The sequence below is a fragment of the Serratia sp. YC16 genome, assembly GCF_009707615.1.
GTDB lineage: Bacteria > Pseudomonadota > Gammaproteobacteria > Enterobacterales > Enterobacteriaceae > Serratia > Serratia surfactantfaciens.
Window position 1 is genome coordinate 103,721 of the sequence record NZ_WLYN01000010.1, and the last position, 12,230, is coordinate 115,950.

Below are 12,230 nucleotides of genomic sequence, written 5' to 3' on the forward strand. Positions count from 1 at the left end.
AGATAATGGCGAGCTATTTTATTGGCGTAGATGTGGGCACCGGAAGCGCGCGCGCAGGCGTATTCGATCTCAACGGCCGCATGGTCGGTCAGGCCAGCCGGGCCATCGACCTGTATCGGCCAAAGGCGGATTTCGTCGAGCAGTCGTCGGATAACATCTGGCAGGCGGTGTGCAATGCGGTGCGCGACGCGGTCAACCAGGCCGACATCAACCCGATCCAGGTTAAAGGGTTGGGCTTCGACGCCACTTGTTCGCTGGTGGTGCTGGATAAAGAAGGCAAACCGCTGACCGTCAGCCCTTCAGGCCGCACCGAGCAGAACATCATCGTGTGGATGGATCACCGGGCGATCGCCCAGGCCGAGCGCATCAACGCCACCAAACACCGGGTGCTGGATTTCGTCGGCGGCATCATTTCGCCGGAGATGCAGACGCCGAAACTGCTGTGGCTGAAACAGCACATGCCCACCACCTGGGCCAACGCCGGCTACCTGTTCGATCTGCCGGACTTCCTCACCTGGCGCGCCACCCAGGACGCCACCCGTTCGCTGTGCTCGACGGTGTGCAAGTGGACCTATCTCGGCCATGAACAGCGTTGGGACAAGAGCTACTTCCAGCAGATCGGGCTGGAAGACCTGCTGGAACACGACGCGGCCAAGATCGGCAGCGACGTCAAAATGATGGGTGAACCGTTGGGCCACGGCCTGACCCAGCGCGCCGCCAGCGAAATGGGCCTGATCGCCGGCACGGCGGTGAGCGTATCGATTATCGACGCGCACGCCGGCACCCTCGGCACGCTGGGCGCTACCGGCGTCTCCGGTGAAGTGGCCGACTTCAACCGTCGTGTCGCGCTGATCGGCGGCACCTCCACCGGCCATATGGCGATGTCGCGCACCGCGCGCTTTATCGGTGGCGTCTGGGGGCCGTACTATTCGGCGATCCTGCCGGAATACTGGCTGAACGAAGGCGGCCAGTCCGCCACCGGCGCGCTGATCGATCACGTCATCCAGTCGCACCCGTGCTACCCGGAGCTGCTGGCGCAGGCAAAAACCCAGGGCCAGACCATTTATGAGGTGTTGAACGCCATTCTGCGCCGCATGGCCGGTGAGCCGGAGAACATCGCTTTCCTGACGCGGGACATTCATATGCTGCCGTACTTCCACGGCAACCGCTCGCCGCGCGCCAATCCGACGCTGACCGGCATCCTGACCGGGCTGAAGCTGTCGCGCACGCCGGAGGACATGGCGCTGCACTACCTGGCCACCATCCAGGCCATCGCGCTCGGCACCCGCCACATCATCGAAACCATGAACCACAGCGGCTACAGCATCGACACCATCATGGCCAGCGGCGGCGGCACCAAGAACCCGATCTTCGTGCAGGAGCACGCCAACGCCACCGGCTGCGCCATGCTGCTGCCGGAGGAGAGCGAAGCGATGCTGCTGGGCGGTGCCATGATGGGCACCGTGGCGGCGGGCGTGTTCGACACCTTGCCGGAGGCGATGAGCGCCATGAGCCGCATCGGCAAGACGGTCACGCCGCAGACCAACCAGATAAAAAGCTACTACGACCGCAAATACCGGGTATTCCACGAGCTGTACAACGACCACATGAAATACCGCCGGTTGATGCAGGAGGAGGCGTGATGCAGCAGGAATGGCGGCAGGCCGTGCAGGGCTGGCAAACCTACAGCCAGGAGCTGGCGCAGCTGGGCGAGCGCCTCGACGCGCGCACCTGGCAGCGCCTGCTGGCGCTGCTGGCCGACTGCCACGGTAAAATCGCCGTCACTGGCGTCGGCACTTCGGGGATTGCGGCGCGCAAGATAGCCCATATGCTGGCCTGCGTGGAGCGGCCGGCGGTCTATCTCGACGCCACCGGCGCAGCGCATGGCGATCTGGGCTTTCTGCGCGCCGACGATCTGCTGATCCTGATCTCGCGCGGCGGCAATTCCGACGAGCTGACCCGCCTGCTGCCGACGCTGCAGGCCAAGGGGGTGACGCTGATCGCGGTGACGGAAAATCCGCATTCTGCCATCGCGCAGGCGGCGCAGCTGACGATCGCTACCGGGGTGCAGAAGGAGATAGATCCGCTGAACATGCTGGCCACCACCTCAATTGTGCTGGTGTTGGCGATCTTCGACGCCGCCTGCGCCTGCCTGATGGCGCGCAGCGGTTATGACAAGGACGCCTTGCTGGCGGTGCATCCGGGCGGCGGCGTAGGGAAAAGTTTGCGGGAACAGCGTTGAGGGCCCGACACGCGGGCCCGGCAGAGATTACAGCGGCATGTAGATATCGAAGCGGTGGCTCTTGGTCAGCGTGGCGGCGTGCGCCGGCACGTCGGCCAGCGGCGGCGCGTAGTCCGGGCGTTTCACCACCACGCGCTTGGTCGCCAAACGGCGCGCCGGTTCCAGCAGGCCGTCGGCGTCATCGTCGCTGCCTACCAGCGATTGAAACACCCGCATCTCTTTCTTCACCAGCGCGCTTTTCTGCTTGTGCGGGAACATCGGATCGAGATACACCACCTCGGGACGCGGGCTGAGATCCGCCAGCGCCGTCAGGCTGGAGGCGTGCAGCAGCGTCAGGCGCTCGCGTAGCCACGGGCCGATTTCCGCATCCTGATAACCGCGCTGCAGGCCGTCGTCCAGCAACGCCGCCACCACCGGATTGCGTTCCAGCATCCGTACCCGGCAGCCCAGCGCCGCCAGCACGAACGCGTCGCGCCCCAGCCCGGCGGTGGCGTCCACCACGTCCGGCAGGTAGCTGCCCTTGATGCCGACCGCTTTGGCCACCGCCTCGCCGCGGCCGCCGCCGAAGCGGCGCCGGTGCGCCATGGCGCCGGAGACAAAATCGACGTAGATCCCGCCGAGCTTCGGCTCGTCGCGCTTGCGCAGTTCCAGCCGCTGCGGGGTCAATACCAGCGCCATCGGCGCGTCGTCATCAGACGCCAGCCGCCAGCGCTGCGCCAAAACAGACAAGGCGCCGGGATCGGCGCCTGCTTCACACAATAAACACACGCTCACGTGTCGGGTTATCCTTTAATGCCGTAATGGCGCAGCATAGCATCCAGCTGCGGCTCGCGGCCACGGAAGCGTTTGAACAGTGCCATCGGCTCTTCCGAACCGCCGCGCGACAGGATGTTGTCGAGGAAGGATTTGCCGGTTTCGGCGTTGAAGATCCCCTCTTCTTCGAAGCGCGAGTAGGCGTCGGCCGACAGCACTTCCGCCCACAGATAGCTGTAGTAACCCGCCGCGTAACCGCCGGCGAAGATGTGGCTGAAGGCGTGCGGGAAGCGGCCCCAGCTCGGCGAAGGCACCACCGCCACCATTTTCTTCACTTCCGCCAGCGTCGGCAGGATCTGCGCCCCTTTTTCCGGGCTGTATTCGAAGTGCATGCGGAAATCGAACAGGCCGAACTCCAGCTGGCGCAGGATAAACAGCGCCGCCTGGTAATTCTTGGCCGCCAGCAGCTTGTCGAGCATCTCCTTCGGCAGCGGCTCGCCGCTCTGATAGTGGCCGGAGATAAACGCCAGCGCTTCCGGCTCCCAGCACCAGTTTTCCATAAACTGGCTCGGCAGCTCGACCGCATCCCACGGCACCCCGTTGATGCCGGAGACGCCGGCGGTATCGATCTGCGTCAGCATGTGATGCAAACCGTGGCCGAATTCGTGGAACAGCGTGGTCACTTCGTTATGGGTGAACAGCGCCGGCTGATCGCCCAGCGGGCGGTTGAAGTTGCAGGTCAGGTAAGCGACCGGTTTTTGCAGCGTGCCGTCGGCCTTGCGCAGGCTGCCGACGCAGTCGTCCATCCAGGCGCCGCCGCGTTTGTTTTCGCGGGCGTACAGATCGAGGTAGAAGCTGCCGCGCAGCTCGCCGTCGGCGTCGAACAGATCGAAGAAGCGCACGTCCGGATGCCAGGTCTCGACGTCTTTACGCTCTTTGGCGGTGATGCCGTAGATACGTTTCACCACTTCGAACAGTCCTTCCACCACCCGCTGCTCCGGGAAGTACGGGCGCAGTTGCTCGTCGCTGATGGAGAACAGGTGCTGTTTCTGTTTTTCGCCGTAATAGGTGATGTCCCAGGCTTCGAGCTCGTCCACGCCATAGTGCTGTTTGGCGAAGGCGCGCAGCTGCGCCAGCTCCTGCTCGGCCTGCGGACGGGCGCGCTTGGCCAGATCGCTCAGGAAGCCGATCACCTGCTCCGGGCTTTCCGCCATCTTGGTCGCCAGCGACTTGTCGGCGTAGGTGTCGAAGCCCAGCAGCTGAGCCAGCTCATGGCGCAGCGCCAGCGTTTCCGCCATCACTTTGCTGTTGTCCCATTTGCCGGCGTTCGGCCCCTGATCGGAAGCGCGGGTGGCGAAGGCGCGGTACATCTCTTCGCGCAGCGCACGATTGTCGGCGTAGGTCAGCACCGGCAGGTAGCTCGGCATATCCAGCGTCAGCAGCCAGCCGTCCTGCTCTTTGGCCTGCGCCATCGCCTGCGCCTGCGCCAGAGCGCTTTCCGGCAGGCCGCTCAGTTCCGCTTCGTCGGTAATCAGCTTGCTCCAGCCCATGGTCGCGTCGAGCACGTTATTGCTGTAGGTGGAACCCAGCTCGGACAGGCGCGCGACGATCTCGCCGTAGCGCTGCTGTTTGTCCGCCGACAGGCCGATGCCCGACAGTTCGAAGTCGCGCAGCGCATTGTCCACCGCCTTGCGCTGCGGCACGCTCAGCGCCTCGAACGCCGCGCCCTCTTTCAGGCTGCGGTAGGCCTGGTACAGCCCTTCGTGCTGGCCGACCCAGGTGCCGTACTCGGACAGCAGCGGCAGCGCCTGTTCATAGGCGGCGCGCAGCTCCGGGCTGTTTTTCACCGAGTTCAGGTGCCCGATCGGCGACCAGATGCGCGACAGGCGATCGTCCGACTCCGCCAACGGCTGACACAGATTGTCCCAGGTGAACGGCCCCGGCTGCGCGACCACGCGCTCTACCGCGGCGCGGCAGTCCGCCAGCGCGGATTGCACCGCAGGCACGATATCTTCAGGGCGGATCGCCGAGAACGGCGGCAGGGAAAACGGGGTCAGCAACGGATTTGTCATAGGGCAGTCCTGATTAGCGTTGAGGCCCGCCGCGGGGGCGAGCCTTAAAATGCGTATGAATCTCTAACATGGAGCCAGACAGCAGGAAAATCAATGCCCGGCGTTGATCGTTCGTGCCTTAAACGGCGCTTTGGCGGATGCGGGCGGCCAGCGCCGCCAGCTGCTCGTCGTCGGCGCGCGCGGCGTCGTGGGAGGAGATATAGCCCTCGTAGCGTTCGAAAAACTTCGGCGAGGTCGATTCGATCGGCCGCCACTGCTCCAGCGATGCCGTGCCGTGCAGCGGGATCAGTTTGGCGTGCACATGATCGACGCCGTAGCCTTCGAACACCATGCCGCAGCGGCCGACGTCGTCGAACGCGCGGTCCAGCTGCTTCGCCACCCGCTTGGTCGCCAGCATCAGCGCGCTCAGTACCTCGTCCGGCAGCTCAAACGCGTAGCTCGGGTGGTGCACCTTGGGGATCACCACGCTGAAACCGTCGGTGTTGGGAAAGATGGACAGGAACGCCAGATGGTCGTCGTCTTCCCAGATTTTATGGCACGGTGCCTTGCCCGCCACGATGTCGCAAAAAATGCAGCTCATCCTTTCTCCTTGTGATTCACAGCGTTTCAACCAGTTCGAACTCTTCGAACACCAGCCACATGTCCGGCGCAAAAGTGCCCTCGCGGGTAAAGAACTCTTGATGCCCCTGGCGCCAAAACGCCAGGCTTTTGTCGCCTTCGCCCTCTTTGGCCGCCATCTCGGCGGTCATCCGGTCATAGCGCACCAAACGCAGCGCCAGGGTTTTGATCACGCAGGCCGGTTCGCCACGGCCGTCGAGAATAATATTATCGTCGCCGATCATCGGCGTTTGCTCCCGGCGATAGCTCGCATAGGAGCTGCAGGTGGCGGTCTTTTCCCCGCTCAGCACCAACTGCAGCAGTTCGTCGGCCAATTCGGGGCCGTCGCCGAACGCCCAGCGCGCCGCGTCGGGGTAGTTCGCCAAAATCGCCTGTTTGCTCATCGTCCTGTCCCTTTCTGTGAACGTCTGCGGCAACGGAGTCCAGTTTTTCCCGGCCAGACAGTTTATACTGTGCAGATTATAAGCCTTATTGCATTGAATGCTCCGCCTGCGGAGCACAAGGAACCGCCACCCGTCATGTTAAGTTATCGCCACAGTTTCCACGCCGGCAACCACGCCGACGTGCTCAAGCACACCGTTCAGAGCCTGATCATCGAGTCGCTGAAGGAAAAAGATAAGCCGTTCCTGTATCTGGACACCCACTCGGGCGCGGGTCGTTATCAGCTCAGCGGCGAACACGCCGAGCGCACCGGCGAATACCTGGAAGGCATCGGCTTGCTGTGGCAGCGCGACGATCTGCCGGAAGAGCTGGCGGCCTATATGAGCGTGGTGCATAACTTCAACCGTTCCGGCACGCTGCGCTATTATCCTGGCTCGCCGCTGATCGCCCGCCAGCTGCTGCGCCCGCAGGACAAAATCCACCTGACCGAGCTGCACCCGAGCGACTACCCGCTGCTGCGCAGCGAATTCCAGAAAGACGAGCGCGCCAAAGTGCAGCGCGCCGACGGCTATCAGCAGCTGAAATCCCAGCTGCCGCCACTGTCGCGCCGCGGTCTGATCCTGATGGACCCGCCGTATGAAATGAAGACCGATTACCAGGACGTGGTCAAAGGCATTCAGGAAGGCTACAAGCGTTTCGCCACCGGCACCTACGCGCTGTGGTATCCGGTCGTGATGCGCCAGCAGATCAAACGCATGCTGCGCGATCTGGAAGCCACCGGCATTCGCCGCATTCTGCAGATCGAACTGGCGGTGAAGCCCGACAGCGATCAGCGCGGCATGACCGCCTCCGGCATGATCGTCATCAACCCGCCGTGGAAGCTGGAACAGCAGATGAAAAACGTGCTGCCGTGGCTGCACAAGGTGCTGGTGCCGTCGGGCATCGGCCACCATCTGGTGAACTGGGTGGTACCGGAATAATCCCCAGCCGGGTGCGGTTCGCCGCGCCCTGCCTCCACCTATCGCAGCCATCGACGCAATCTTTGCGACAAACCCCGGTCAGGCGTTAAACTCTTACCCTCTTCAAATTCACAACTCATGGAAATCCCAGATGACGAAACATTACGATTATCTAGCAATTGGCGGCGGCAGCGGCGGTATCGCATCGATCAACCGGGCAGCCATGTACGGCCAAAAGTGTGCGCTGATTGAAGCCAAAGAGCTGGGCGGCACCTGTGTAAACGTGGGTTGTGTACCGAAAAAAGTCATGTGGCACGCGGCGCAGATCGCCGAGGCTATCCATCAATACGGCCCGGACTACGGCTTCGACACCACCGTCAACGCCTTCGACTGGAAAAAGCTGGTCGCCAACCGCACCGCCTATATCGATCGCATCCACAACTCCTACGATAACGTGCTGGGCAAGAACAAGGTCGACGTGATCAAAGGCTTCGCGCGCTTCGTGGATGCTCACACCGTGGAAGTGAACGGCGAGACCATCACCGCCGACCACATCCTGATCGCCACCGGCGGCCGCCCGAGCCATCCGGCTATTCCGGGCGCCGAATACGGCATCGACTCCGACGGCTTCTTTGAGCTGGACGCCATGCCGAAGCGCGTCGCCGTAGTCGGCGCCGGCTATATCGCCGTGGAGATCGCCGGCGTGCTGAACGCGCTGGGCGCCGAAACGCACCTGTTCGTGCGCAAGCACGCGCCGCTGCGCAGCTTCGATCCGATGATCGTCGAAACCCTGGTGGAAGTGATGAACACCGAAGGGCCGAGCCTGCACACCGAATCGGTGCCGAAAGCGATCGTCAAGAACGCCGACGGCAGCCTGACGCTGCAGCTGGAAAACGGCAAAGCATTCACCGTCGACTGCCTGATCTGGGCTATCGGCCGCGAACCGGCGACCGACAACCTGAACCTCGGCGTCACCGGGGTGAAAACCAACGAGCAAGGCTACATTGACGTCGATAAGTTCCAGAACACCAACGTCAAAGGCATCTATGCCGTGGGCGACAACACCGGCGCGGTAGAGCTGACCCCGGTCGCCGTGGCCGCCGGCCGCCGCCTGTCCGAACGCCTGTTCAACAACAAGCCGGAAGAGCATCTGGACTACAGCAACATCGCCACCGTGGTGTTCAGCCACCCGCCGATCGGCACCGTTGGCCTGACCGAGCCGGAAGCCATCGAGAAGTTCGGCGCGGACAACGTGAAGGTGTACAAATCCTCCTTCACCGCCATGTACAGCGCCGTGACGCAGCACCGCCAGCCGTGCCGCATGAAGCTGGTGTGCGCGGGTAAAGAAGAGAAAATCGTCGGCCTGCACGGCATCGGCTTCGGCATGGACGAGATCCTGCAGGGCTTCGCCGTAGCGGTGAAGATGGGCGCCACCAAGAAGGACTTCGACAACACCGTGGCCATCCATCCGACCGCGGCGGAAGAGTTCGTCACCATGCGCTAACCGCTACGGTTAGCCAACTCGCAGGCCGGTATTTATCCGGCCTGTTCTTTTTGTGCGGTTTACTATTCCCTTCGCACCCGCCTGCTTTTTCTGCCATTATTCAGCCTGATAAATTAGCGGGACTGATACAACCTCCCCGCGCCTCTGGAGAACACCGATGCTGTTCAAACTATGCAAAACCCTTGCGATGGCCTGCGTGGCCCTGATTATCGCCCAGAGCAGCGCGCTCAGCTTTACCCTGGAAGTGGCGGGCAAGATCGACAACGTGACCGACCCGGTCAACAAAAGCTATCTGTTCACCGATAAGCAACTGTTGGCGATGCCGGTGCGCAGCATCACCACCTCCACCTCCTGGACACCGCAGAGAAAGTTTGAAGGGATTTCGGTGGCCGATATTCTGGAGCGCGTCGGCGCCAGAGGCGAAACGCTGACCTTCTACGCGCTGAACGACTATTACATCGACGTGCCGCTGTCGGACGTCAAGAAGTACAACATGATCCTGGCCTACAAGATGGACGGGGAGATGCTGAAGCTCAGAAACTTCGGCCCGCTGTTCCTGGTTTACCCGCGCGACGCCGCCGGGCCTGAGCTGAATTCGCCGCTCTACAACTCGCGCTTTATCTGGCAAGTCGACCGGATCGTGATCAAATGAAACTGACGACCTTTAAGAACGGCAGCAGGCTGGCGATCCCGGCCATTTTCGCCGCGCTGTTTTTGGTGGCTTCGACCGTTACGCTCTATTACTACAGCGCCACGCTGTCGAAAAAAGGGCTGTACGCCATCGCCGGTACTCAGGAGAACTACTCCTGGTCGATCGCCAAGTTCTCCATCAAGCTGGCGGAATTCGACACGCTGGTCGAACAGCAGAGCCACGCCCCGCAGGTGGACAGCGACAACCTGCGGTTGCGGTTCGAGATCCTCTATTCGCGTTTCTATGTGCTGGAAACCGTCTCTGAATCCACCCAGCCGCTGTACGCCGAACCGGGCTACCCGGAAGTGGTCAAACAGATGCGCCTGCAGATGGATCGCATCGATAAGCTGCTGGACAGCCCGAAAATCGACTTCGGCCAGGTTTTCGCGGCCATGAAGGCCATCAAACCTTACGCCATCGAAATGGCCAACCTGACCGACCACGCCGAGGTGAAGCAACGCACCGCCGCCTATGAGGACTACATCGAGAAACGGCACATCATTTTCTATGGGCTGGTGATCGTCATGTTCTCGGTGATCGCGTTGATCGCCATTACGCTCATCGTGTTCCGTCAGCAGCGGCTGACCATTCGCCAGCAGGCCAAGGCGATCGAGGCGGAGAAAGCGACCCGCACCAAAAACGCCTTCCTCGGCGCCATCGGCCACGAGCTGCGCACTTCACTGCAGAGCGTGATGTCGGCCATCGACGTGCTGGTGAACACCCGGGTGTCGGCGGAACATGCGGACACCTTCCAACGGCTGGAAACCGCCGCGCAGCAAATCGAAAGCCAGATGAAAGATCTGACCGACTACGCGCACCTCGACAGCGGTATGATGGAGCTGCGCATCGTGCCGTTCGACGCGCAGAAGCTGATCGCGGAGACCGCCAACGAAATCGCCACCCTGACCCGCAAAGAGCAGGTCAAACTGAGCTGCGAAGTGGAGTGCAGCCACCTGTTGGTGCACTCCGATCCGCTGCGCATCCGGCAGATCATCGTCAATCTGCTGACCAACGCCTACAAGTACACCGAAAGCGGCAGCATTACGCTGCACAGCTGTCTGCGCCGTCAGCCGGGCGGCAGCTCGTTGATTATCGAAGTGACCGATACCGGCATCGGTATCGAAAAGGACCAGCTCGATCAGATTTTCAAACCCTTTACCCAGCTGGATCAGTCGCATACCAAGCAGTATGCCGGCGTCGGGATGGGGTTGGCGATCGTGCACGGCCTGGTGACGCTGCTCGACGGCACCATCACGGTGTACAGCGAAATCAAGAAGGGCAGCACCTTTATCGTCAGCATTCCGGTGCAGATCAGTGAAGAAGAGCGCGCCGACGAGCCCGCCGCCGCCAATGCCTCTTTGCAGCAGAAGCCGCAGCAGGTCCTGGTGGTGGATGACAACAAGTCGGTGGGGGACGCCTTTGCGGCGCTGCTGGACAAGCTGGGTTACCAGCACGAACTGTGCGATTCACCGGAGCGCGCGCTGCAGAAACTGCTCAGACGCCCTTACGACGCGCTGTTGCTGGATCTGCAGATGCCGGGCATCGACGGCGCCGCCCTGGCCAGGCAGCTGCGCAACCGCCGCGGCCCCAACCGCCATGTGCCGATCATCGGCATCAGCGCCTACACGCCGGAGCAGCTGACGGCGGACCAGCGTGCGCTGTTCGACAACTATCTGATGAAGCCGGTCCGGCTGGATGCGTTGTCGAGCGCGCTGGCCGAGGTGTTTCCCGCTAAAGATTAAAACAACGTTGCAGTGCGGCTTCGATCACATGGAGCCGCACCGGTTTTTCGTAAGGGCCAAGCACGTCGTACTCACGCATTGCCTGCGCTATCTCTGATTCGCGCCGGTCGGTGCCGAGTTCGCCGGTCAGCACCAGCACTGGCGCATCCGGGTTGTCGGAGGCGCGGATGGTGGCGATGCAGCGGTCCGCCGTTTCTTCACCGATCAGCCAATCCACCACGTAACCGTCAAACAGGCTTTGCTGTAACGCCTGGCAGAAGCTGTCGACGTCGTAAAACGCCACCGCGTTGAAACCGCAACCGCCGAGGTACTTGGCCAGCTCATCGGCCGCCTGATGCGAATCGTCCAATACCGCTATGCTCAAGCGCTCGTCGTCGCCGTAACCGGGCCGGATTTCGATCAGATCGACGCCGTAACGTGGGCCTGCCGGCGCCTCATCGGCGCGATAGATCTGCCATTGCCCCTCTACGCGCAGCGCCACAAACTCCGCTGGCCGCCCCGCAGGCAGTTCATCACCGATGTGCCCGACGCAAGGCATCGCCACCCCAGCCACGAAAAAGATGGCATCACGCGCCATGTTTGGCTCGGCGCTCTCATGTTCGGCGCTAAAATCGGCGATCGCCGCCGGCGTTTCTCCCAACGCAGCCGCAACGCTGTTGATCTGCTCCAGCGTCCAGGGACTTTGCCCTTTCAGTTTGCGGTGCGCATGTGAAAAACTCAGATCCAAGATGCGGCTGAGCTCTCGGGCATGCTGACGTTTTCCAATCCCGTAATGTAAAAACAGCTCCCTGACCCGATTGGCAATCGACTGTGAATCGAATTTTTGATGATTGTTATCCATTTGTTCCTTCGATTTTTTTTACTGATTTATCAGTCGTTTTGATTATTTCTGATGAAAAAGCCACATCTAAAACTAGCATCTCATGCAATTATGCGTTAAAAACGTTGCTTGACATACCATGTTGCATCGTCAAACATGGTATCAAAAGAGACATACAGCAATACACTATAAAAAATAACACCAGCACGTTTTTTAATAATAACCATAGTCACACCAGGGAAAATTTGTTCCGTTGCCGCTACTGAGACGATGCTCACATCGCTCGGACTGCACAAGCAAAACGGGGCTTGAGCCTTTAGCGCTAATCTGTTTTACCCACTTTTAAGCCGGGATCCGCAAGGGTCCCGGTTTTTTATTGCCCTGGCGCCGCGCCATCATACGGACTCCCCCCACCGCCGCAAATAAAAACGGAGCCGGCATGCCGGCT

The 12,230-nt window shown here is 61.4% G+C and carries 11 protein-coding genes; 6 read left to right on the forward strand and 5 right to left on the reverse strand.

The annotated features are described in order from the left end of the window. Positions 1 to 5: 5 nt before the first annotated feature. The gene (locus GKN89_RS20765) at positions 6 to 1,643 is read left to right on the forward strand and encodes an FGGY-family carbohydrate kinase (RefSeq protein WP_154747665.1); all 1,638 of its coding nucleotides are present in this window, start codon (positions 6 to 8) and stop codon (positions 1,641 to 1,643) included. After that, positions 1,643 to 2,242, forward strand: a complete 600-nt coding sequence (locus GKN89_RS20770; RefSeq protein ID WP_154747666.1) for an SIS domain-containing protein — start codon at positions 1,643 to 1,645, stop codon at positions 2,240 to 2,242. Before GKN89_RS20765 ends, GKN89_RS20770 begins: the two co-directional genes overlap by 1 nt. 27 nt (positions 2,243 to 2,269) lie before the next feature. Here GKN89_RS20770 and rsmJ read toward each other — a convergent pair whose 3' ends face one another. The 4 genes from rsmJ to GKN89_RS20790 all read right to left on the reverse strand — a co-directional run bounded on the left by rsmJ (position 2,270) and on the right by GKN89_RS20790 (position 6,068). Then, positions 2,270 to 3,016, reverse strand: coding sequence for a 16S rRNA (guanine(1516)-N(2))-methyltransferase RsmJ (gene rsmJ, locus GKN89_RS20775; RefSeq protein WP_004931005.1), 747 nt, complete (start codon positions 3,014 to 3,016; stop codon positions 2,270 to 2,272). Between the two features lie 8 nt (positions 3,017 to 3,024). After that, entirely contained in the window at positions 3,025 to 5,067 is a 2,043-nt protein-coding gene (gene prlC, locus GKN89_RS20780; RefSeq protein WP_154747667.1) for an oligopeptidase A, read from the reverse strand. Between the two features lie 118 nt (positions 5,068 to 5,185). After that, entirely contained in the window at positions 5,186 to 5,647 is a 462-nt protein-coding gene (locus GKN89_RS20785) for an HIT family protein (RefSeq protein WP_154747668.1), read from the reverse strand. Positions 5,648 to 5,663: 16 nt separating this feature from the next. Next, positions 5,664 to 6,068: an ASCH domain-containing protein gene (locus GKN89_RS20790; protein WP_019455244.1), complete on the reverse strand. Its 405-nt coding sequence runs from the start codon at positions 6,066 to 6,068 to the stop codon at positions 5,664 to 5,666. 135 nt (positions 6,069 to 6,203) lie between these two features. On the opposite strand from GKN89_RS20790, the gene GKN89_RS20795 reads away from it, so the two are divergent. The 4 genes from GKN89_RS20795 (at position 6,204) to GKN89_RS20810 (ending at position 10,962) form a co-directional block, all read left to right on the forward strand. Beyond that, on the forward strand, positions 6,204 to 7,046 hold the full coding sequence (locus GKN89_RS20795) for a 23S rRNA (adenine(2030)-N(6))-methyltransferase RlmJ (RefSeq protein ID WP_154747669.1): 843 nt from the start codon (positions 6,204 to 6,206) through the stop codon (positions 7,044 to 7,046). A gap of 130 nt (positions 7,047 to 7,176) precedes the next feature. Further along, complete coding sequence (gene gorA / locus GKN89_RS20800; RefSeq protein WP_019455245.1) at positions 7,177 to 8,529, forward strand: glutathione-disulfide reductase; 1,353 nt, start codon at positions 7,177 to 7,179, stop codon at positions 8,527 to 8,529. A 157-nt stretch (positions 8,530 to 8,686) separates the two neighbouring features. After that, positions 8,687 to 9,181 (forward strand): molybdopterin-dependent oxidoreductase, encoded by a 495-nt coding sequence (locus GKN89_RS20805; protein WP_063918349.1) that lies wholly within the window; start codon positions 8,687 to 8,689, stop codon positions 9,179 to 9,181. After that, complete coding sequence (locus GKN89_RS20810) at positions 9,178 to 10,962, forward strand: ATP-binding protein (RefSeq protein ID WP_063918348.1); 1,785 nt, start codon at positions 9,178 to 9,180, stop codon at positions 10,960 to 10,962. The genes GKN89_RS20805 and GKN89_RS20810 overlap by 4 nt, the downstream gene beginning before the upstream one ends. Here GKN89_RS20810 and GKN89_RS20815 read toward each other — a convergent pair. Then, the gene (locus tag GKN89_RS20815) at positions 10,952 to 11,803 is read right to left on the reverse strand and encodes a helix-turn-helix domain-containing protein (RefSeq protein ID WP_019455248.1); all 852 of its coding nucleotides are present in this window, start codon (positions 11,801 to 11,803) and stop codon (positions 10,952 to 10,954) included. The two genes, GKN89_RS20810 and GKN89_RS20815, sit on opposite strands and share 11 nt — an antisense overlap. Between the last annotated feature and the right edge of the window lie 427 nt (positions 11,804 to 12,230).